Here is a 21,684-nt window from a genome sequence, read left to right on the forward strand (position 1 = left end):
GGAGAGCCGCTCCCGGTCTCTGCTCGCAGCCTGTCTGGAGGGCTCTCGACCATGGCCGCACCGCTCGCCTCCGATCACACCCCCGCCCCGTCGTCACCCGTTCGCGCCGCCGCCACGGGCGGACTCATCGGCGGCGTGATGGGCGCGGTGATGAGCGCCGTGGTGAACTACCTGGCGATCGGCCTCCCGGGCAGCGCGTCGGCCAACGCCGCCAACCACGCGATATCGGGCCTGATCAGCGGGTTCCTCGCCGGTTTCATCGGCATCATGGTCCACAGCAGGAAGGCGGCCCCCACCACCGCCGACACGGCTCCGGTCGGCGCGTCCGAACCGGAGAAGTAGCCTCCGCCCCTCAGCGCACCCTCCTGGCCGCCGCTCCAACGGGCGCACGGACCCATATGGCGATATGACTGATTTCAGACTCAGCCATTTCGACGGCTCCGGGAGTGGACGATGGACGACTATCCCCTGCTCAACCTGTTCTGGACGATGCTCTGGTTCTTCCTCTGGATCATGTGGCTCTTCCTCCTCTTCCGGGTCATCATGGACATCTTCCGCAGCCACGACCTGAGCGGCTGGGGCAAGGCCGGCTGGCTGATCCTGGCGCTGGTGCTGCCCTATGTGGGCGTGCTGATCTACGTGATCGCCCGCGGCAAGTCCATGGGCAAGCGCGACATCCAGGAGGCGAAGGAGCGCGACGCCGCCTTCAAGGCGTACATCAGGGACGCGGCGGGTACGGAGGGCGGCGGCCACAGGGGCGGCCATGTCGAGGACCTGTCGAAGCTCGCCGACCTCAAGGACAAGGGCGCGATCACCGAGGAGGAGTACCAGCGGGCGAAGTCCAAGCTCCTGGTCTGACGCACCTGCGCCGCCGGGGCGGGAGACCCGCCGCGTCACCGGCGGTCGAAAACCGGTGGCCCCCGGCCGCGCCCGCGCGGACCCGGGGCCACGAGGTAGGCCGTGTGGGACTCGAACCCACAACCAACGGATTAAAAGTCCGCTGCTCTGACCAATTGAGCTAACGGCCCTCGATACATCACCCCCGAGCATAGCCCGCCCCGGCCGCGCAGCCGATCGGGTATCGGCCGCGCGGCCCCGTCACCGGGTCCGGGGCGGGCTCAGGGCCTCAGAAGATGCCCTTGTACGTCTGCCAGCCGGTGGCGATCTGCGTACGGGCTCCGAACGAGCCCTTGCCGTTGCCGTTGTTGCGGAACAGCTTGCCCGCCGAGTCGCGGACGACGATGTCGTTCCGGCCGTCGCCGTTCAGGTCGCCGACGCCGACCATGGTGTTATACGAGCGGCCCCAGTCGGTGAACACCTTCACGCGCGCGGCGAAGCGGCCGTTGCCCAGGCCGTTGTAGCGCCACAGGCCGCCGTTGCGGTCGTGGCCGAGCAGGTCGGGGATGCCGTCGCCCGTGATGTCGCCGACACCGGTGATCTGGGCGTACGTCCGCCAGTCGGTGTTGATCCGGGTCTTCGGGAGGAACTTGCCGGCGGCCGTTCCCGCGTAGAAGTAGATGTCACCGGTGGACGTCTGACGGGCGACGAGGTCGGCCCGCCCGTCGCCGTTCAGGTCGCCGGCCGACGTCAGCACGTCGTACTGCTGCCAGCCGCCGCCGATCACCGTGTGCTTGCTGGTCGGCCGGTAGCCGGAGGTGCCGCAGCTGCCGTCGTACCGGCGCAGTTCCCCGCCGGGCATCCGGACCAGCAGCTCGGCGCAGCGGTCGCCGGTGGTGTCCGCGAAGGGCACGGCGACCGTGCCGGCCGGCCAGCCGGTCCCGGACTTCTTGCCGCTGAAGACGCCGGAGGTCTGGCCGAACTGGATGGTCAGGTCCCCGTAGGAGTTGAGCGTGACCAGGTCTCCGCTGCTGTCCCGGCCCTGGTCGTGGACGCCCTGCCGGCCACCGGACACGGACAGGCTCCCGCTGGTGGAGTACGTCCCCGAACCGTCCTCGGCCGTCGCCTTCAGCGTCCAGGTGTGCTTGCCGTTGCCCGCGTAGGCGCCCGAGTCGGTCGTGCCGTCCCAGTTGACGTCCGCCTCGGTGCCGTCAGCGCCCTTGAGGGTGCGGACCGTACGGCCCGTCCAGTCCTTGACGGTGTACGTCCAGGAGACGGGCTTGTTGAACTGCATGGTGCTGTTCCAGCTCTCCAGCCCGTCGGTGCCCTTGATGTCCAGGGAGTCCGGACCCAGGTCGGACGCGATCCTGGTGAGGGGCTGCGCGGGCACTCCGCTGGGCACGACGTGGAGCGTCTGCGCGGCGTCGAGGTAGGCGATGTCGCCACCGAACTTGTCCACCGCCCAGGTCAGCCGCCGCTGGTCGGCGGTCTTCCCGGCGGGGAGGTCCGCAATCGCGCGCGGAGCGGCGGCCTTGCCCGTGTGGAAGTCGGTGAGCAGCAGCTCGCCCGCCGTCCGGTCGTGCCGGACGAGGTAGCCGTCGCCGACGAGGGCGGGCCCGGACGGCACGGTGAACGACTTCTTCGCCGTACGGTCGTACACGCCGGCCGCACCGGTCGTCCCGCAGTTCCAGTAGATCCAGCGGCCGACCGTGCGCACCTCCTTGATCACGCAGGGGGCGCCGGTGGCCACCGTCAGTACGACCTTCTTCGTCAGCAGGTCGGTCGCGGTGATCGTCCCGGTGGTGGTCGCCGCCCAGAGCGTGGTGCCCCAGACGGAGGCGGCGCCCGGGGTGCGGACGATGGGGTCGGGGGTCGAGGTGTAGCTCGGGTACATGGCCGCCCGCTGCTTGGCGGGGGAGCCGCCGTTGACGACGTAGGCCCGCGCGGTCATGTCCACGATGTCGGCCGTCGCCACGGGGTACTTGACGTCACCACCGCGGTACGAGTTGCCGGGGGCCCAGAACTTCACCGACTCGGTGCCGGCGTCGTCGCCGTCGACGGACACCGTGCCGACGTCCCCGTGGCCCGAAGCGACCAGCTCCACACAGTCGCCGTTGTCACAGGGCACCGTCCTGAGGTGCGCGCCATTGGCGTACGTCCCGGCGAAGGCACGGCTCTCGCGCGCCCCCACGGTCATGCCGTCGGCGGACACCGGGCGGTCGTACACCATGCGGTCGCCGGAGGGGCTCCGCTCCGCCGTCACCAGGCGCCCGCCCGCGAAGTCGAGGCCGTACACCCCGGTGGTCGCCACGGTGGCCGGGGCCGGGTCCGCGGCGTTCGCGGGTACGGCGGCCGTGGCGAGGACGGTCGCACCGGCCACGGCGCCCACGAGCGCTGCGCGGCCGCGTATGAACACGGTCAAGAGAAGTTCCTTTCCGGGAAGCCCGGAGGTCGAGCGAGTGATCAGAAGAGGTTCTTGTACATCTGCCAGCCGCCGCCGACCTTGGTACGCGCCGCCAGCGCGCCCTTGCCGTCGCCGCGGTAGCTCCACAGCACGCCGGACGTGTCGCGGGCCAGCAGGTCCGCGCGGCCGTCGCCGTTCAGGTCGCCGGAGCCGACCATCGTGTCGTACATGGTCCAGCCGTAACCGATCTTGTTACGGGTCCCGAGTGTGCCCTTGCCGGTGGCCGGGTAGCGCCACACGTTGCCCGAGCGGTCACGGGCCACCAGGTCGCCCTTGCCGTCGCCGTCCATGTCGCCCGTGCCGGCCAGGAGGTACCCCTGCCAGCCGTAGCCGATCTTCACCCGGGGCTCGAAGAGGCCGTCGCCCCTGCTCTTGTAGAAGTACAGGTCGCCCGCGGGCGTCCGGCCGAGCAGATCGGCGCGCCCGTCACCCGACATGTCGCCGGGCGAGGTCAGCGCGTCGAACATGTTCCAGCCGGTGCCGATCCGCTTGTACGGCGTGCCGGGCTTGAGCGCGGCCCCGCAGGCCGGCGTGTACGCGCGCAGCTCGCCCGCCTTCGTACGGACCAGCACGTCATTGCACCGGTCGCCGCTGATGTCCTCGAACGGCACGGCGGCGGTCACGGTGTTGTCCCCGGTCCAGCCGGTGCCCGACACCTTGTCCTCGACCCGCCCGGCCCCGGTCCCCGTACCGGCCCGCCAGTCGGCCTGGCCCGCCGAGGTGAACGCGAGCAGGTCACCGAACCCGTCGTTGCCGACGAAGTCCCGCGCCACGGCGGCCCCGCCGGTCACCTTGACGCTGCCGGAGGTGGTCAGGGGGGCGCCCTGGCCGTCGGCGGGGCTGGCGGTGAGGGACCAGGTGTAGGAGCCGTTGGGTGCGTACGCGCCGGTGGCGGTCTTCCCGTCCCAGGCGGCGGTCAACCGGCCCCGCGCCTCCCCGCCGGTGAGCGTGCGCACCGTGGCGCCCGACGCCGTGTTCTTCAGCGTCAGCTGCCACGACGCGGCGGGCTTGGACAGCCACCAGGAGCCCTGCCAGCCCGTCGGCGCGGATGCCCGCAGGTCGAGCGACCCGGCCGGCGCATCGGTGTCGATCACCGACAGCGCCGAGGCCGGGATGCCCGTGGGAACGATGCGCACCAGCCGGTCGCTCCCGGTGTAAGCGGCATGGCCGCCGAAGCGGTCCACCGTCCAGCCGGCCCGACGCACGCTGTGCGGGCCGAGGTCCGCCTCATCGGCCAGCTTCCGCTGGGGCAGGTCCGTGTACGCGCCACTGGCCGGGAGCCCGCTGTGGAGGTCGTACAGGGTGAGCCCGGCCCCTTCCGCGTGGGTGACGATGTAGCCGTCGGCGAGGAGGGTGTCGGCGTCCGGAGCGGTCGCGAACTTCCTTGTCTGCCGGTCGTAGAGACCCGCGCTGTGGGGCCAGTTGGAGCCCTCGCACGCCCAGTGGATCCAGCGGCCGACGACTTGCAGCTCGGTGGGGGCGCACTTGCTGGGCGTGGTGAAGGATGTGCCAGGCACACCCATCGTCATGTTCTCGGAGGTCACGGTGGAGGAGCCGGGGAGGTTGCTCCACAGCATGTTGCCCCACAGGGCCGCGGCGTCCATCCGCCGGCTCTTCAGCACCTTCCCGGAGTTGGTGCTTTCCTGGAACTCGACGACGTGCTTGTAGTCGCCCGACGCCTCGTTCACCACCCCGTAGCGGCCGGAGAGGTCCACGAGTTCGGGGGACATCAGGCCCGTGGTGAGCCGCGGGCCCCAGTTCTCCTCGCCGTTGCGGAACAGCATGGTCTGTCCCTGCTCGGTGCCTTGCTCGCGGCCGTGGAACCCGTCGCCGCTCGCGAACATGGTCACGCAGTACGGGTCTTCCGAATACCAGCCGCAGTCCGCGTCCCGCCCGCTGGTGAGTCCGTCCACGGTCGTGCGGATCTCTTCGGGCCTGCCCGATGTCCTGAGCCAGGTGCTCCGGTACGCGCCGATGTACGTACCCGGCTGGAACAGCCGGGAGTCGTCCGCCGTGGTGAGGATGCCGCTGCCCAGGGAGATGCCGGCGGGCTGTGCGGGCATGTTCTCGATGTCGGCGACGCGGGTGCGCTTCACGGTGCCGTCCGCGGCCTCCGTGAAGAGGTAGTAGCCCCAGTCGAGGGCGCCCTCGTAGCTGTGGCTCTCGGCGCCCGCGACCAGGAGGGAGCCGTCCGGCGTCGCGGTGAGGTCGGTGTGGGCGACGGCGAGGAGCTCCCCGGTGGTCCGGCCGTCCTCGGAGATGCTGACCAGGCGGTTGCCGCGGTACTCGTTGTCACCGGGGTTCGCCGGCAGGACTCCGACCAGCGTGTTCCCGAGCATCCGGAAGCTGGTGTCGTACGACTGGTCCCGCAGGTCGTACGAGCGGGGCGCGGCGGACAGGTCGTCGCGGTCGAACAGTTCGGCGGCGTACGAGCCGACCTGCAGCAGGGTGTCCGGACCCAGCGTCACGGCACTGGAGTCCGGTGCCAGGGTCTGGAGCTTCCCGCTCGCCAGGTCGACGAACCACCAGCCCTGGGACATGTCCGTGCCTTCCCAGAGGATGCCCCGGACGACCACCGACCGGGCGTCCCCGTCGAAGACCGACAGGCGCCACCCCTCGGGCAGCCCCTCCAGTCGCCGGTCCTCGACCTCGCCGCCCTCGGAACGCAGCAGGTGCAGGCCGGTCGCGGCGGTCTCGGAGCCGGTGCGGGTGACGACGGTCGTACCGTACGTCCCCACGTACGTCTGGCCCTCCGGAATCGCGATGCTCGTGACCGGCCCGCCGCCCGCGCGCTGCTGCAGCGTCACATGCGGACTCGGACTCCCGGCGTACACCGCCACGGTGTCGGAGCCCTGCCCGTATCCGGTGGGCCAGGCTCCGCGGGGGCGGACCGCCTCGGGGTCGTACTCCAGCGGCTTCGGAAGCCGCTCGGACAGGACGGTCTGAGCGCCGGTCGCGTAATCGGTCCAGCGGAGCCGGTCGTCGCCCTCACGCGCCGTAAGAAAGCCGGTCTCGCCGGCGTTCAGGACACGTGTCTCGCGCGGTACGAAGCGGGCGCCGGGCTTCACGACCACGGTGTCCGCGGCCGTGCCGCCCGTCGTACCGGCGGCGGCCGTACCCGTGGCCAGCGCGCTCGTACCGGCGGTCATCGCCAGGGTGACCAGAAGGGCGAGACGCGCCGAGGCACGCCGGCTTCTCCACCCGTTGGAAGAGCGGGTCACGTTGAAGGTCCCTCCCCAGGAACAAGGCACGAGGAGAGGCCGGCGGAGAACACCCACGGCCTACGCGGTGCGGCGGTTGCCGCTCGCACCCACCCCCGAGCAGATGCCGCGACTTTAGCACCAGACGCGCACACGCCAACGCCTATTTCGAACCCGTTCAAAGGAGGGGGTCCACGCAGGTCGGCGGCCACTTTCCCGGCCCATGCGAAAGCGGGCCCGTCCACCAAGGACGGGCCCGCTTTCGTCAGGTCGGAGACCTACGGACGATCAGCCGTTGCGCTTCCAGCGCGGCTTGTCGTCGCGGCGGCCGAAGGAGCCGGTGCTGGTGCCGGTCGAACGGTGGTCGTCGCGGCGGCCGTTCGGACGGTCCGAGCGGAAGCCGCCGGAGGGGCGGTCGTCCCGGCGGTCGCGGTTGTACGGACGGTCGCCGCCGCCCGAGCGGAAGCCGCCCGAGGGGCGGTCGTCGCGACGGTCACGGCTGAACGACGGACGGTCGTCCCGGCGGTCGAAGGAGCGACCGCCGCGGTCGTCCCGGCGGTCGCCGCCCGAGCGGAAGCCGCCGGAGGGGCGGTCGTCGCGACGGTCGCGGTTGTACGGACGGTCGCCGCCGCCCGAGCGGAAGCCGCCCGAGGGACGGTCGTCGCGACGGTCACGGCTGAACGACGGACGGTCGTCCCGGCGGTCGTTGCCCCGGTAGCCGCCCGACGGACGGTCGTCCCGGCGGAACGGACGGTCGCCCCGGTCGTCGCGGCGGTCGTTGCCCCGGTAGCCACCGCGGTTGTCGCGGCGCTCGTAGTTGCCCCGCTCGTCGCGGCGGTCCTCGCGCGCGGCCGGCTGCTCCGGCACGGAGGCGGCGGCAGCCGCGAGGGCGGCCTCGGCCTCGGCGGTGACCTCGGCCACGGCGGCCTCGGGGTCGTCGCCGCGCTCACGGGCGGCACGGGCCACCAGGCGGTCGGCCTCCTCGCGGAGCTCGACGGCGCGGCGCTGGGCGCGCTCCAGCTGCTTGGTCAGCTCGGCGGCCTCGCGCTCGGCCTGCTTCGCGGCGTTGTTCGCGGAGTCGGCCTGGACCTCGGTGAGCGAACGGGCGCCGGTGATCTCGGCGACCTCCGGCTCGAAGACGCCCGCGCCCTGCACGATGTGGCGCGAGGCGTCGACGCCCGCGTCCTCCATCAGGCGGAAGATCTGACGGCGCTGGTGCGGCAGCGCCAGCGAGACGACCACACCGGACTTGCCGGCCCGGGCGGTACGGCCCGAGCGGTGCAGGTAGTCCTTGTGGTCACCGGCCGGGTCCACGTTCAGGACCAGGTCGATGCCGTCGACGTGGATACCGCGCGCGGCGACGTCGGTCGCGACGAGCGCGTTGACGTAGCCCTTCTTGAAGTCCTCCAGGACCCGGGTGCGCGCGCCCTGCGTCATGCCGCCGTGCAGTGCGTCCGCCTTGACGCCCGCGTCGACGAGCTGCTCTGCGATCCGGTCGGCGCCCAGCTGGGTGCGGACGAAGATGATCGTGCGGCCCTTGCGGGCGGCGATCGCGGAGGTGACCGGCGCCTTGTCCTTCGGCTTCACGACGAGGACGTGGTGCGACATGGTCGAGACGTTGCCCTGGGCGGAGTCGACCTCGTGGGTGACCGGGTTGCTCAGGTAGCGCTTGACCAGCGTGCCGATCTCGTTCTCCATGGTGGCGGAGAAGAGCATGCGCTGGCCGCCCTCGGGGATCTGGTCCAGCAGCTCGGTGACCTCGGGCAGGAAGCCCAGGTCGGACATCTGGTCGGCCTCGTCGAGGACGGCGACCTGGACGCTCGAGAGCGAGCACGCGCCGCGGTTGATGATGTCGCGCAGCCGGCCCGGGGTGGCGACGAGGATGTCGACACCGCGCTCCAGCGCGTAGATCTGGTTGCCCATGGACGTGCCGCCGCAGACGACCTTCATCTTCAGGCCGAGCACGTCGCCGTACGGCTGCAGCGCGTCCGCGACCTGCATCGCGAGCTCACGGGTCGGGGTGAGGATGATCGCGCGGGGCTTCTTCTTCTCCGTGTACCCGTCCGCCAGCGCCGACAGGGTCGGCAGGCCGAAGGAGAGGGTCTTGCCGGAGCCGGTACGGCCGCGGCCGAGGATGTCCTTGCCGGCCAGGGCGTCCGGGATGGTCGCGGCCTGGATCGGGAAGGGCGTGGTCACACCGTTCTGCGCGAGCTTGCGGACGATGCCCTCGGGCAGGCCCAGGTCGGCGAAGGTGACGGTCGGCTCGGCGGCCTCGGCGACTGCGGTGAGCTCGTCGTTCTCGACGTTCTCGGGCATGACGGTGTGGTCAGAACTGGAAATTGACATGCGAAATGCGAAACCTTCCGGAGTCTCGGCACGCGCCCATAACTCCGTGATTTCGCAATGTCGACCGCCTCAATGCGGTCCAGCCACGGCAAGGGAGAGTACGCGCCACACGGCGCTCTTCTGTGTCGGCGCCGGGCAATGGGATCAAACGATCTACCACCATACGCACTCTCACCCACATTGCGCAAGCCGCCTTCCCCCACCCCTCCCCTCGCCACCCCCTCAGGCCGGTCCCACCTGCGGTGATGCCTCCGGTGTACGCAGCTCCGCCACCCTCTCCGGCCACCCCAGGGCATCGGTACGGAACTGGGCGGCCGGAGACTCCGAGGGCGCCGGCGGCGCGGGCTCCGAGGGCTCCGGCTCGGGTTCCTGCGGGTCCGGCGGCGCGGGTGTGTCCGCCGGACCCTCCGGGCCGGGTACGGGGCCGGGGCCGGCCGGCACCGAGGGCTCCGGCGGCGCGGACTCGGGCGGACCCGCCGGTACGGAGGGGCGGGCGGCCCGGCCCCGGTCCTCGCCCTTCTCCGGCCCGCCGCCCCCGGGCTCGTCGGCGGCCGGGGCGCTCCCGGAGGGCGAGGCGGAAGCGCTCGGCCCGGCGCCCCGGCGCTCCGGCTGCGCACCGGTGCCGCCGTACCGGGAGCGGCCGGTCCCCGTCACCGTGGCACCGTTCGGCTCGACCGCGGCGCTCTTGGGCTCGGCGGGCCGCGAGGGCGCCGGTTTCGCCCCGTCGGAGCCGACGCTCATGCAGCCGGTGGACGCGGCGAGCGTGACAGCGGTGACCGCTGCCCAGCGGACGGGAGGGGAGAACTGACGCACGGGGGCACCTCCGGGGGCGCGAGGAAGGACGGGGCCTGACATGAACGGGCCGGGTGCGCTCTGCCCAACTCCCGCGACCCCGCGGGGGACACGCCCGCCGGGCCGGCTCCTTCAACACGGGCGCCCCGCGCCCGGCTCACCCGTAACCGAGCGCGTGCAGCCTCTCGTCGTCGATGCCGAAGTGGTGGGCGATCTCGTGCACGACGGTGATCTCCGTCTCGGCCACCACGTCCTCGCGCGTCTCGCACATCCGCAGCGTCGGACCCCGGTAGATCGTGATCCGGTCCGGCAGCACGCCCGCGTACCACTCCCCGCGCTCGGTCAGCGGCGTGCCCTCGTACAGCCCGAGCAGTTCCGGGTCATCGGACTCCGGCTCGTCCTCGACGAAAACCGCGACGTTGTCCATCAGCCGGGTCAGCTCCGGCGGAATCCGGTCCAGTGCCTCGGCGACCAGTTCCTCGAACGCTTCCCGCGTCATCTCCAGCACCCGGCCATTCTCCCGTACGGCCACCCGCCCCGCCCAGGCCCCGTGCCCGCCCAGGCCCCCTGCCCGTCCCGGCCCGCCCCGGGCATACCCGCACCGCGACTGGGGCAGGGGCACCCAATGGCCCGCGCCCGAGTCCCCTTCCGCCGCCCGACACCCCGCCGCGCCGCGCACCGGACCCTCGCCGCGCCGCGCCCGTTCGTCCGGGCCCTCGGACTGGTCGTCGTGGTGCTGTTCGGCGCCTGGCTCGGGCTGCTCGCGGTGGGCAGCGTCCGGACGACCGTGGGGCCGATGGACACGACGATGACCCTGCGGCCCTCGCTCAGCGGCGGCACCAAGATCAATGTCTCCCCGCTCGGCGCCCTGGAGCTGGACTCGCACCACGCCCCGGTCCGGCTCGACGTGGACGTGGACCGGCTCGACCCGGTCCGCTCGCAGGCCCTGGTCCAGCACCCCGAACGGCTGGCCGGACTGGAGGACGAGGTCACCTCGGACGTCGCGTCGGGCACCCGTGAGCTGGCCCTGCGCTCCTGCGTCGCGGTGGTGACCGGGGCGACGGCGCTGGGCCTCGCGGTGTACCGCCGGCCGGGCCGGGCCCTGGCCGCCGGGGGGCTGGCCCTCGCGCTGCTCGCCGCCTCCGGCGTCGGCGCGTACGCCACCTGGAATCCGAAGTCGGTCCTGGAGCCCAAGTTCTCCGGCCTGCTCTCCAGCGCCCCGTCGGTCGTCGGCGACGCCCGCTCGATCGTCAGCGACTTCGACGTCTACCAGCAGGAACTGGCCCGGCTGGTCACCAACGTCACCAAGCTGTACGACGCCACCTCGACGCTCCCCGTCTACCGCCCGGACCCGGCGACCCTGCGCGTCCTGCACGTCTCGGACGTCCATCTGAACCCGGCCGCGTGGCACATCATCGGCTCGCTCGTGAAGCAGTACGACATCGACGTGATCATCGACTCCGGCGACACGATGGACCACGGCACCGCCGTCGAGAACAGCTTTCTGGACCCCATCGCCGACCTCGGCGCCCCCTACATCTGGGTGCGCGGGAACCACGACTCGGCGGTGACACAGAAGTACCTGTCCGACAAGAAGCGCTTCCCCGACGTGCACGTCCTGGACCAGGGCCGGGCCGTGACGGTCGGCGGGCTGCGGGTCGCCGGGGTCGGGGACCCGCAGTTCACCCCGGACCGCACGGGCCCCGAGCAGGCCGAGGACGTCGAGAGCGTGGCCGGCCGCACGCTCGCCGCCGCCCTGCGCGAGGAGCAGCGGTCCGGCACCCCCGTCGACATCGCCGTCGCCCATGAGCCGGAGGCGGCGAAGGAGACGGACGGCGAGGTGCCGTTGGCGCTGGCCGGCCACGTGCACCACCGGCAGAACGAGGTCCTGAAGGGCGGCACCCGGCTGATGGTCGAGGGGTCCACGGGCGGTGGCGGGCTGCGGGCCGTCCAGAACAAGGAGCCGGAACAGGTGCTCGCGTCGGTGCTCTACCTGGACCGCTCCACCCGTCGTCTGCAGGCCTGGGACGAGATCACCCTGGGCGGCCTCGGACTGACGACGGCCGAGGTCAGCCGCCACCTGCCGGCGCAGAAGCCCCCCCCCGCGAGCCCGTCTCCGACCGACCCGACCCCCTCCCCGTAAACCGTTTTGGCGAACGCCGCCGGCATCCCATATGCTTCTCACGTCCCCGACGCGCTGCAAGGCGCGCAGGTGGGCCCTTAGCCCTCATCGTCTAGTGGCCCAGGACGCCGCCCTTTCAAGGCGGTAGCACGGGTTCGAATCCCGTTGGGGGCACGCTTGAACGTGTGCGAGACTCGTCTCGCACATTGCTTGGTCCTGTGGAGCAGTTAGGAGTGCTCGCCACCCTGTCAAGGTGGAGGCCGCGGGTTCAAATCCCGTCAGGACCGCTGAGGTTTCACGTGAAACCTCGTGGCTGGGTAGCTCAGTTGGTACGAGCGATCGCCTGAAAAGCGATAGGTCGCCGGTTCGATCCCGGCCCCAGCCACCACCCGAAGGCCCCGTCCGATGGACGGGGCCTTCGTCGTGCCGGACCACCTCCGCCCTCCCCGAGGGGGACCGTCGCCCGAAATGGGTTCGCCCTTCCTCCGGGCCGGGTGAGATCCTGGAACCCGTATGTCTACTTCCTTCGCCGATCTCCAGTCCCGGCTCGCGCAGCTCTCGCTCCGTGACGCGAACCGGCTCGGCCGCCGCCTCGAAGGCGCGCGCCGCATCCGCAAGCCCGAGGCCCAGCGGGCCGTGCTGGACGAGATCGCCGCCCAGGCGGACAAGGCAGCCGGGCGGCTCGAACAGCGGGCCGGCCGGATGCCCGCCGTCACGTACCCCGAGCAGCTTCCGGTCAGCCAGAAGAAGGACGAGATCCTGGAGGCGATACGCGACCACCAGGTCGTGATCGTCGCCGGTGAGACCGGCTCCGGCAAGACCACTCAGATCCCCAAGATCTGCATGGAGCTGGGCCGGGGCCTGCGGGGCATGATCGGGCACACCCAGCCGCGCCGGATCGCCGCGCGCACGGTGGCCGAGCGGATCGCCGACGAGCTGAAGACGCCGCTCGGCGAGACCGTGGGCTGGAAGGTCCGCTTCACCGACCAGGTGAACCCGGACGCGACCTTCGTGAAGCTGATGACGGACGGCATCCTGCTCGCCGAGATCCAGACGGACCGCGAGCTGCTCGCGTACGACACGATCATCATCGACGAGGCCCACGAGCGGTCGCTGAACATCGACTTCCTGCTCGGCTATCTGGCCCGGCTGCTGCCCAGGCGCCCCGATCTGAAGGTCGTCGTCACCTCCGCGACCATCGACCCGGAACGCTTCTCGCGCCACTTCGGCGACGCCCCGATCATCGAGGTCAGCGGGCGCACCTACCCCGTTGAGGTGCGGTACCGCCCGCTCCTGGAGGAGGACGGCGACGACGCCGACCGCGACCAGATCACCGCGATCTGCGATGCGGTGGACGAGCTCCAGAGCGAGGGCCCGGGCGACGTCCTGGTCTTCCTCTCCGGCGAGCGCGAGATCCGCGACACCGCCGACGCGCTCGGCAAACGCAATCTGCGCGGCACCGAGGTACTCCCCCTGTACGCGCGCCTGTCGCACGCCGAGCAGCACCGGGTGTTCCAGCGGCACACCGGGCGGAGGATCGTTCTCGCGACCAACGTCGCCGAGACCTCGCTGACCGTCCCCGGCATCAAGTACGTGATCGATCCGGGGACCGCCCGCATCTCCCGCTACAGCCACCGCACCAAGGTCCAGCGGCTGCCGATCGAGCGGATCTCGCAGGCCAGCGCCAATCAGCGCAAGGGCCGCTGCGGCCGCACCTCGGACGGCATCTGCATCCGGCTGTACTCCGAGGACGACTTCCTGACCCGTCCGGAGTTCACCGACGCGGAGATCCTGCGGACGAACCTGGCCTCCGTCATCCTCCAGATGACCGCCGCCGGCCTCGGCGACATCGAGAAGTTCCCCTTCATCGACCCGCCGGACCACCGCAACATCCGCGACGGCGTGCAGCTCCTCCAGGAGCTCGGCGCGCTCGACCCCGCGGAGAAGGACCCGAAGAAGCGGCTCACCCCGCTCGGCCGCAAGCTCTCCCAGCTCCCGGTCGACCCGCGCCTCGCCCGTATGGTCGTCGAGGCCGACCGCAACGGCTGCGTCCGCGAGGTCATGGTCATCGCCGCCGCGCTCTCCATCCAGGACCCGCGCGAGCGGCCCTCCGACAAGCAGACGCAGGCCGACCAGCAGCACGCCCGGTTCAAGGACGAGACGTCCGACTTCCTGGCGTTCCTGAACCTGTGGCGGTACCTCCGCGAGCAGCAGAAGGAGCGCGGCTCCTCCAGCTTCCGCCGGATGTGCAAGCAGGAGTATCTGAACTTCCTCCGCATCCGCGAGTGGCAGGACATCTACGCCCAGCTGCGCACGGTCGCCAAGCAGATGGGCATCGCCCTCAACGACGAGGACGCCCCTGAGCAGGCGGTGCACACCTCGCTGCTGGCCGGACTGCTGTCGCACATCGGGCTGAAGGACACCGAGAAGAACGAGTACCTGGGCGCGCGCAGCGCCAAGTTCGCGATCTTCCCCGGTTCGGCGCTTTTCAAGAAGCAGCCGCGGTTCGTGATGTCGGCGGAGCTGGTGGAGACGTCCCGGCTCTGGGCGCGGGTCAACGCCAAGGTCGAGCCGGAGTGGATCGAGCCGCTGGCCCAGCACCTGCTGAAGCGCACCTACAGCGAACCGCACTGGGAGAAGGACCAGGCCGCGGTGATGGCCTACGAGCGGGTCACGCTGTACGGCGTGCCGATCGTCGCCCAGCGCAAGATCAATTTCGGCCGGATCGACCAGGAGACCTCGCGGGACCTTTTCATCCGCAATGCCCTGGTCGAGGGCGACTGGCGCACGCATCACCAGTTCTTCCACGACAACCGCAAACTGCTCGGCGAGGTCGAGGAGCTGGAGCACCGCGCCCGGCGCCGCGACATCCTCGTGGACGACGAGACGCTGTTCGACTTCTACGACCAGCGCATCCCCGAGCACATCGTCTCCGGCGCGCACTTCGACTCGTGGTGGAAGCACAAGCGGCGCGACGAGCCGGACGCGCTCGACTTCGAGCGCTCGATGCTCATCAACGAGAAGGCCGGGGCCGTCACCAAGGACGACTACCCGGACTCCTGGCGGCAGGGGAAGCTGAAGTTCCGGGTGACCTACCAGTTCGAGCCGGGCGCGGACGCCGACGGTGTGACCGTCCACATTCCGCTCCAGGTGCTGAACCAGGTGACGTCCGAGGGCTTCGACTGGCAGATCCCCGGCCTGCGCGAGGAGCTCGTCACCGAACTGATCCGCTCGCTGCCCAAGCCGATCCGCCGGCATTACGTGCCCGCGCCGAACTACGCCGCCAAGTTCCTGGACCGGGCCGTGCCCCTCCAGGAGCCGCTGCCGGCGACGCTGGCCCGTGAGCTCCAGCGGATGGTCGGGGTCCCGGTCACCGCGGACGACTTCGACCTGAGCCGGGTCCCGGACCACCTCAAGATCACCTTCCGGATCGTGGACGAGCGGCGCCGCAGGGTCGCCGAGGACAAGGACCTGGAGGCGCTGAAGCTCCGGATGCGCCCGAAGGCCCGTCAGGCCCTCTCCAAGGCCGCCGCGGCCACCGCGGGGCCCTCCGGCGAGTCCATCGAGCGCTCGGGCCTGAAGGACTGGTCGATCGGCACGCTGAACAAGGTCTTCGAGACGCGCAGGGCCGGCCAGCCGGTCAAGGCGTACCCCGCGCTGGTGGACCAGGGGGAGACCGTCGCCGTACGCCTCTTCGACACGGAGGCCGAGCAGGCGCAGGCGATGTGGCGCGGAACCCGGAAGCTGATCCTGCTGAACATCCCGGTCAATCCGGCGAAGTTCGCGTCGGACAAGCTGACGAACCAGCAGAAGCTGGCCCTGTCCCGCAATCCGCACGGCTCGATCCAGGCGCTCTTCGACGACTGCGCGACGGCCGCCGCCGACCGGCTGATCGCGGCGCACGGCGGTCCCGCCTGGGACGAGGAGTCCTTCCGGACGCTGTTCGACAAGGTGCGCGCCGACTTGGTCGACCTGACCGTGCGCACGATCGGCCAGGTGCAGCAGATCCTGGCGGCCTGGCAGGCGTGCGAGCGCCGGCTGAAGGCCACCAACAGCCTGGTCCTGATCAACAACGTCACGGACGTACGCGATCACCTGGCGCGGCTGATGCCGCCCGGCTTCGTCACCGCGACCGGGCTGCGCAGGCTGCCCGACCTGATGCGCTACCTGGTGGCGGAGGACCGCAGACTCCAGCAGATGCCGACCAACGTCCAGCGCGACACCACGCGTATGGAGAAGGTCCACGAGATGCAGGACGAGTACGCCTGGCTGCTGGAACAGCTGCCCAAGGGCCGGCCCGTCCCGCAGGAGGTGCTGGACATCCGGTGGATGATCGAGGAGCTGCGGGTGAGCTACTTCGCGCACGCCCTGGGCACCGCGTTCCCCGTCTCGGACAAGCGCATCGTGAAGGCGATCGACGCCGCGGCGCCCTAGCGAAGACGCGTAACGGGAGCACCACCCTCGGTGAGTTCGACCGCACCCGCCGGACTCCTGTACAGTCTGTTTTCGCAGCCGGACGCGAGGAAGGCAGCGAAACCTGGTCCTGTGGAGCAGTTAGGAGTGCTCGCCACCCTGTCAAGGTGGAGGCCGCGGGTTCAAATCCCGTCAGGACCGCAGAACGAAAGCCCGGATCGAATCGATCCGGGCTTTCGCGCGTCTTGACCGCGGCATCCGCCGACGAGTACTCAGAACCCGGAGTGTGCGCGGAGCGGACCCCGGCCGCCCCGGCTCGACAAGGGAGCCTGCGACGGCCCCTCAGGCCCCCCTGGGCCCCGAATGGCCCGCCCGGCCGCCCAGGCCGCCCAGGGGGCACCGACGGGGCTCCGTACGGCCTTCGCGAAGCAGGGGACGTAAGTCCCCACAGGACATGACCTTCGGCGCACCCACCGGCTTCCCCGAAGTGGCAGGCTCGTAGTTGGCAACACTCGTGCAGTGTGACGGGTGTCACTGAATCAGTTTTGAGAAGGGGGGCCTTTACACCCTTCCTACAACTAGCGAATTTAATATGTGCAATTGCACCTCCCAGAGGGATGTCCTCCGGATACCCCCGCACCGCCCACCGACGCCCCCGGTGAGGCCCCGGCCGCCGAGCCGGGCTGCGCAAACGGCACCGTGAGCCGGCAGGGAGAGCCGCGGGACGGAGTCGGCCCGGGCGCAAAGAAATCGCGCTGGACCCGGCGGAGTCCAGCGCGATCGGATGACATGACCCGTACGGCACAGGTATGGCGCCCGTTGGGGCGGGCGCCCGTCATATGAAGCTATGGGTGAGCAAGTGGGTTGGGGGACCCAAAAGCCCAGGTGTGACGGGGTGACAGGGGGTTTGTCAGGCCTCGCTGCGCTGCTGCGGAATGCCCGCAAGCAGTGCGCGGACCTCTGCCTCGCGGTACCGGCGATGCCCACCGAGCGTGCGGATGGACGTGAGCTTGCCTGCCTTCGCCCAACGGGTAACCGTCTTCGGGTCCACGCGGAACATCGTGGCAACCTCAGCCGGGGTCAGCAGCGGCTCGGCATCAGGGGTGCGAGCGGTCATGAGCGGCCTCCTCGGGAGAACCGAACCATCTCGGTTCTTTCCTCTAAATTCTGCACCTTGACCCACGTTGCCCGAAATGGCGGACGCGGGCCGAGTCGGTTATAGGACGAACGGCTTGTCCTCGGCACTACAACTACACCATCCGTCCAGCCACGTCGGCCAAACCGATGGAATTGCCCTCCCAGGTGTCCATCAACGACGGAAAGCCGATGGACCATGCCATAGCGGACAGTCACACCACCGTGACGATCAGTCACAGAGTGATCAGGAGCCATCAGACCCCCCATAGCGTGCAATGCTGAGCGATCCACCCATACATGGACGGATGGAGTCCTCACCGGACTCCTTGTCCTATTTTGACACGAGGGGTAGGGAAGGGCGCAAGGGCCCCGTAAGTGCTATCCATCACGGTTGAGGCAAAGGCCCGGTTCGGGACGTAGGTCCCTCCACCCCATGAGCACCTTCCGCCCCTTCACCCACACGTGTCACACCCGACACCGGTTCACAAGCCGTCCGCGCAGGGGGTCCGGGCGGTCAGTTCGCGAACTGACGGTCCCTTACGGCTCGCCAGCGCTCCGCGAGCCGCGCATACGCCCCGGCCGCCCTCTCCGCGTCGCCCGCCCGCAGCGCGGCGATCCCCTCCGCCACGTCGGCGGCGCTCCGGTCGACGCTGAGCTCCCGCTCCGGAAGCGCGTGCACGAGCCCGCCGTAGTCCAGCTCCACGAGCGAGCGCGGATGGAACTCCTCCAGCCACCGCCCGATGTCCACGAGCCCCGCGGTCAGCGGCCCCTCGTCCATCGTCTCCCGCAGCGTCCGCAGGGACCTGGCCAGCCGGCGTCGCGCCTCGACCATCGGCGTCCGGTACCGGAACACCGGAGGCTCCCCGTCCGGTCCGGCGACCACATGCTCCCGCTCCTCGTCCGCGAACAGCACGAACCAGCGCACCGGAACCTGCCACACCGCCGTCCTGATCCACGGCCGGGCGTCCGGATTGCGCTCCGCCCACCGCTCGTGGTCGGCCAGCGCCTGGCCGCGCACCACCGGCGGCAGCACAGCGTCGAGCACCGGCCCGGGGAACAGCTCCGCCAGCCCGTCCAGCGCCAGCCAGCCGCGCAGCCGGGTCCGCCACGGGCACACGCACACCACGCCGTCCACCTCGGCCACGAACGCGTCGGCGCTCTCGTGCGCCGGCACACCCGCGGGCGGGGTCGCCGCCAAGTCGGCCAGTGAACGCCTGAGTTCGTCCTGTGCCGTGGGCATCCGGTCGCGGGCCGCGTAGCGGGCCCAGTGGGCGCGCTCGCCCTCCGGGAAGGCCTCCAGTGGCTCGTACACCCGGAGGTAGGACGCGTAGGGAACCAGCACCGAAGACACCACCGACATGCGGTGATCGTGTCACGCCCGTCCCCCGGTAGGGGGTGATCCTCGGCACTGGAACAGATCTACGTGGTGGTAGGACTTACGCTCTTGCCAGCCGGGCCGTCCGTACGGCCGGTCCGGTGGGCCCTCCCCACCTTCAGGAGGGTCTTTCCGCCGCTTCGTACTTGGGAGTCACCACAGTGACCGATGTGACCGGCGCGCCTGTCGATGTCCTGCACACCCTGTTCCACTCGGACCAGGGCGGACACGAACAAGTCGTCCTCTGCCAGGACCGGGCCAGCGGCCTCAAGGCCGTCATCGCCCTCCACTCCACCGCCCTGGGCCCCGCCCTCGGCGGCACCCGCTTCTACCCGTACGCCTCCGAGGCCGAGGCCGTGGCCGACGCGCTGAACCTCGCGCGCGGCATGTCGTACAAGAACGCCCTGGCCGGGCTCGACCACGGTGGCGGCAAGGCCGTCATCATCGGGGACCCCGAGCAGATCAAGAGCGAGGAACTGCTGCTGGCCTACGGCCGGTTCGTCGCCTCGCTCGGCGGCCGGTACGTGACGGCCTGCGATGTCGGCACCTACGTCGCCGACATGGACGTCGTGGCCCGCGAGTGCCGCTGGACCACCGGCCGCTCCCCCGAGAACGGCGGCGCCGGCGACTCGTCGGTGCTCACCGCGTACGGCGTCTTCCAGGGCATGCGGGCCTCGGCCCAGCACCTGTGGGGCGACCCGACGCTGCGTGGCCGAAAAGTGGGGGTCGCCGGCGTCGGCAAGGTCGGCCACTACCTGGTCGAGCACCTGCTCGCGGACGGCGCCGAGGTCGTGATCACCGATGTGCGCGAGGAGTCCGTCCGCCGGATCACCGACAAGCACCCCGAGGTCGCCGTCGCGGCGGACACCGAGGCGCTGATCCGCACCGAGGGCCTGGACATCTATGCCCCGTGCGCGCTGGGCGGCGCCCTCGACGACGACACCGTGCCGGTGCTCACCGCGAAGGTGGTGTGCGGTGCGGCCAACAACCAGCTCGCGCACCCGGGCGTCGAGAAGGACCTGGCCGACCGCGCCATCCTGTACGCACCCGACTACGTGGTGAACGCGGGCGGGGTCATCCAGGTCGCCGACGAGCTGCACGGCTTCGACTTCGACCGGTGCAAGGCGAAGGCCACGAAGATCTTCGACACCACGCTGGCCATATTCGCACGTGCGAAGGAGGACGGCATTCCGCCGGCCGCCGCGGCCGACCGGATCGCCGAACAGCGGATGGCGGAGGCTCGCCGCCGCTGACCCGGCACCCGCTGTGAGGCCGCGGCCCGCCGACCGGCGAGACAAGACTCACGCCGGTCGGCGGGTCGCCTGCCGATAAGAGGTTAAAATCGCAGTTGACCAGCGAGGACAGGGCGTCTCGAGGGTCCTCTTCCGGGGCGCGTGATGCGGGCGGCGTACCGTATGGCCGCGGAAGCAGGTACCGTTAAAGCTCTACAGGCACGGTCTCTCTGCCGAGAGTCCGTCCTGAAACATGAACGCGTGTCAAGACTCTGGGGCCGTCGAGCCCCGTCACCGAGGGGGTCGAGCCATGGGGCGCGGCCGGGCAAAGGCCAAGCAGACAAAGGTCGCCCGCCAGCTGAAATACAGCACCGGCGGGACGGACCTGTCGCGTCTGGCCAGTGAGCTGGGCGCATCGACTTCGAGTCAGCCACCGAACGCGGAGCCGTTCGAGGACGACGACGAGGAAGATGACCCGTACGCACAGTACGCGGATCTGTACAACAACGACGAGGACGAGGACGAGAACGACCAGTCCGGTCCGTCGTCCAAGCGCCGCGGCGCTTGACCTCGCGCTGACACATCACCCCGGTTCGGAGCTCTCCGGACCGGGTTTTGTGCTGCCTGCGTACGGGAAAGGCGAGGCGGCCGGTGACCGGCCGGACCCGTCGGCCCGGCCGGTGTTCCCGTTCAGCGTGCGTACGAACCCACCAGTTCGGCGCCCGTCGCGTGGTCGCCCCGGGCGGTGATCTCGCCGGCGACCCAGGAGTCGACGCCCCGGTCGGCCAGCGTCGTCAGGGCCGCGTCCACGGACTCGGCGGGGACGACCGCGATCATGCCGACGCCCATGTTGAGCGTCTTCTCCAGCTCCAGCTGCTCGACCCGGCCGGCCTGGCCGACGAGGTCGAACACCGCGCCCGGAGTCCACGTGGAGCGGTCCACCGTCGCGTGCAGGCCGTCCGGGATGACCCGGGCCAGGTTGTTGGCCAGGCCGCCACCGGTGACGTGGCTGAAGCCGTGCACCTCGGTCGTACGCGTGAGGGCCAGGCAGTCCAGCGAGTAGATCCGGGTCGGCTCCAGAAGCTCCTCGCCCAGGGTCCGGCCGAACTCCTCGACCTGGCGGTCCAGCGTCCAGCCGGCCCGGTCGAACACCACGTGGCGGACGAGCGAGTACCCGTTCGAGTGAAGCCCGGAGGACGCCATGGCGATCACCGCGTCCCCCTCTCGGATGCGGTCGGGGCCCAGCAGGCGGTCGGCCTCGACCACGCCCGTACCCGCTCCGGCCACGTCGAAATCGTCCGCGCCCAGCAGACCGGGGTGCTCGGCGGTCTCGCCGCCGACCAGTGCGCAGCCGGCCAGCACACAGCCCTCGGCGATGCCCTTGACGATGGCCGCGACACGCTCGGGGTGCACCTTGCCGACACAGATGTAGTCGGTCATGAACAGCGGCTCGGCGCCGCAGACGACGAGGTCGTCCACGACCATGCCGACGAGGTCGTGACCGATCGTGTCGTACACGCCCATCTGACGGGCGAGGTCGACCTTGGTGCCGACGCCGTCCGTGGCCGAGGCGAGGAGCGGACGCTCGTAACGCTTGAGCGCCGAGGCGTCGAAGAGGCCGGCGAAGCCGCCGAGGCCACCGAGACCCGCGACCTCGGGGCGCTGCGTCTTCTTCACCCACTCCTTCATCAGCTCGACGGCGCGGTCGCCGGCCTCGATGTCGACGCCCGCTGCCGCGTAGGAAGCACCTGCTGTCTCAGACATTG

General features: G+C 70.6%; 14 protein-coding genes and 5 tRNA genes. 10 read left to right on the forward strand and 9 right to left on the reverse strand.

Features of this window, described 5'->3' with window-relative positions; translation table 11 throughout:
• The first annotated feature begins 51 nt into the window (after positions 1–51).
• Both FKN01_RS06225 and FKN01_RS06230 read left to right on the forward strand, forming a co-directional pair.
• Entirely contained in the window at positions 52–342 is a 291-nt protein-coding gene (locus FKN01_RS06225) for a hypothetical protein (RefSeq protein ID WP_143617274.1), read from the forward strand.
• A gap of 111 nt (positions 343–453) precedes the next feature.
• Positions 454–858, forward strand: a complete 405-nt coding sequence (locus FKN01_RS06230) for an SHOCT domain-containing protein (protein WP_143617276.1) — start codon at positions 454–456, stop codon at positions 856–858.
• 96 nt (positions 859–954) lie between these two features.
• Here FKN01_RS06230 and FKN01_RS06235 read toward each other — a convergent pair.
• The 6 genes from FKN01_RS06235 to FKN01_RS06260 all read right to left on the reverse strand — a co-directional run bounded on the left by FKN01_RS06235 (position 955) and on the right by FKN01_RS06260 (position 10,147).
• Positions 955–1,028, reverse strand: a tRNA-Lys gene (locus FKN01_RS06235).
• 98 nt (positions 1,029–1,126) lie between these two features.
• On the reverse strand, positions 1,127–3,253 hold the full coding sequence (locus FKN01_RS06240) for an FG-GAP-like repeat-containing protein (protein WP_260696807.1): 2,127 nt from the start codon (positions 3,251–3,253) through the stop codon (positions 1,127–1,129).
• A gap of 47 nt (positions 3,254–3,300) precedes the next feature.
• Positions 3,301–6,522, reverse strand: coding sequence for an FG-GAP-like repeat-containing protein (locus FKN01_RS06245; protein ID WP_260696800.1), 3,222 nt, complete (start codon positions 6,520–6,522; stop codon positions 3,301–3,303).
• A gap of 267 nt (positions 6,523–6,789) precedes the next feature.
• Positions 6,790–8,817 carry a DEAD/DEAH box helicase gene (locus tag FKN01_RS06250; RefSeq protein ID WP_143617279.1) on the reverse strand — a complete coding sequence of 676 codons (2,028 nt, stop codon included), beginning with the start codon at positions 8,815–8,817 and terminating at the stop codon, positions 6,790–6,792.
• 252 nt (positions 8,818–9,069) lie between these two features.
• Positions 9,070–9,660, reverse strand: coding sequence for a hypothetical protein (locus tag FKN01_RS06255; RefSeq protein ID WP_143617281.1), 591 nt, complete (start codon positions 9,658–9,660; stop codon positions 9,070–9,072).
• Between the two features lie 136 nt (positions 9,661–9,796).
• A complete protein-coding gene (locus tag FKN01_RS06260; protein WP_018101725.1) occupies positions 9,797–10,147 on the reverse strand; it encodes a metallopeptidase family protein in 351 nt (116 codons plus the stop codon).
• 117 nt (positions 10,148–10,264) lie between these two features.
• On the opposite strand from FKN01_RS06260, the gene FKN01_RS06265 reads away from it, so the two are divergent.
• The 6 genes from FKN01_RS06265 to FKN01_RS06290 all read left to right on the forward strand — a co-directional run bounded on the left by FKN01_RS06265 (position 10,265) and on the right by FKN01_RS06290 (position 16,375).
• Positions 10,265–11,782, forward strand: a complete 1,518-nt coding sequence (locus FKN01_RS06265; RefSeq protein ID WP_143617283.1) for a metallophosphoesterase — start codon at positions 10,265–10,267, stop codon at positions 11,780–11,782.
• An 80-nt stretch (positions 11,783–11,862) separates the two neighbouring features.
• Positions 11,863–11,935, forward strand: a tRNA-Glu gene (locus tag FKN01_RS06270).
• 38 nt (positions 11,936–11,973) lie between these two features.
• Positions 11,974–12,048 (forward strand) — tRNA-Asp (locus FKN01_RS06275).
• A 24-nt stretch (positions 12,049–12,072) separates the two neighbouring features.
• Positions 12,073–12,149, forward strand: a tRNA-Phe gene (locus FKN01_RS06280).
• A gap of 125 nt (positions 12,150–12,274) precedes the next feature.
• Positions 12,275–16,195, forward strand: coding sequence for an ATP-dependent RNA helicase HrpA (gene hrpA / locus FKN01_RS06285; RefSeq protein ID WP_143617285.1), 3,921 nt, complete (start codon positions 12,275–12,277; stop codon positions 16,193–16,195).
• Between the two features lie 105 nt (positions 16,196–16,300).
• Positions 16,301–16,375, forward strand: a tRNA-Asp gene (locus tag FKN01_RS06290).
• A gap of 709 nt (positions 16,376–17,084) precedes the next feature.
• Here the strand turns inward: FKN01_RS06290 and bldC are convergent.
• On the reverse strand, positions 17,085–17,291 hold the full coding sequence (gene bldC, locus FKN01_RS06295; RefSeq protein ID WP_003949541.1) for a developmental transcriptional regulator BldC: 207 nt from the start codon (positions 17,289–17,291) through the stop codon (positions 17,085–17,087).
• 534 nt (positions 17,292–17,825) lie between these two features.
• A complete protein-coding gene (locus FKN01_RS06300; RefSeq protein ID WP_143617287.1) occupies positions 17,826–18,671 on the reverse strand; it encodes a hypothetical protein in 846 nt (281 codons plus the stop codon).
• Between the two features lie 176 nt (positions 18,672–18,847).
• Between FKN01_RS06300 and FKN01_RS06305 the strand changes: the two genes are divergently transcribed.
• A complete protein-coding gene (locus tag FKN01_RS06305; RefSeq protein ID WP_143617289.1) occupies positions 18,848–19,939 on the forward strand; it encodes a Glu/Leu/Phe/Val dehydrogenase dimerization domain-containing protein in 1,092 nt (363 codons plus the stop codon).
• Between the two features lie 289 nt (positions 19,940–20,228).
• Positions 20,229–20,486 carry a DUF3073 domain-containing protein gene (locus FKN01_RS06310; protein WP_073966783.1) on the forward strand — a complete coding sequence of 86 codons (258 nt, stop codon included), beginning with the start codon at positions 20,229–20,231 and terminating at the stop codon, positions 20,484–20,486.
• 122 nt (positions 20,487–20,608) lie between these two features.
• On the opposite strand, the gene purM is transcribed toward FKN01_RS06310, so the two are convergent.
• Entirely contained in the window at positions 20,609–21,682 is a 1,074-nt protein-coding gene (gene purM / locus FKN01_RS06315; RefSeq protein WP_143617291.1) for a phosphoribosylformylglycinamidine cyclo-ligase, read from the reverse strand.
• Between the last annotated feature and the right edge of the window lie 2 nt (positions 21,683–21,684).

Origin of the sequence: Streptomyces sp. 130 (genome assembly GCF_007096885.1) — a bacterium.
Taxonomy (GTDB): Bacteria; Actinomycetota; Actinomycetes; order Streptomycetales; family Streptomycetaceae; genus Streptomyces.

Coding starts and splice junctions, on each gene's coding strand:
- FKN01_RS06225 (WP_143617274.1), top strand. CDS start 52: ATGGCCGCACCGCTCGCCTCCGATCACACCCCCGCCCCGTCGTCACCC.
- FKN01_RS06230 (WP_143617276.1), top strand. CDS start 454: ATGGACGACTATCCCCTGCTCAACCTGTTCTGGACGATGCTCTGGTTC.
- FKN01_RS06250 (WP_143617279.1), bottom strand. CDS start 8,817: ATGCCCGAGAACGTCGAGAACGACGAGCTCACCGCAGTCGCCGAGGCC.
- FKN01_RS06265 (WP_143617283.1), top strand. CDS start 10,265: ATGGCCCGCGCCCGAGTCCCCTTCCGCCGCCCGACACCCCGCCGCGCC.
- hrpA (WP_143617285.1), top strand. CDS start 12,275: ATGTCTACTTCCTTCGCCGATCTCCAGTCCCGGCTCGCGCAGCTCTCG.
- bldC (WP_003949541.1), bottom strand. CDS start 17,291: ATGACCGCTCGCACCCCTGATGCCGAGCCGCTGCTGACCCCGGCTGAG.
- FKN01_RS06300 (WP_143617287.1), bottom strand. CDS start 18,671: ATGTCGGTGGTGTCTTCGGTGCTGGTTCCCTACGCGTCCTACCTCCGG.
- FKN01_RS06310 (WP_073966783.1), top strand. CDS start 20,229: ATGGGGCGCGGCCGGGCAAAGGCCAAGCAGACAAAGGTCGCCCGCCAG.
- purM (WP_143617291.1), bottom strand. CDS start 21,682: ATGTCTGAGACAGCAGGTGCTTCCTACGCGGCAGCGGGCGTCGACATC.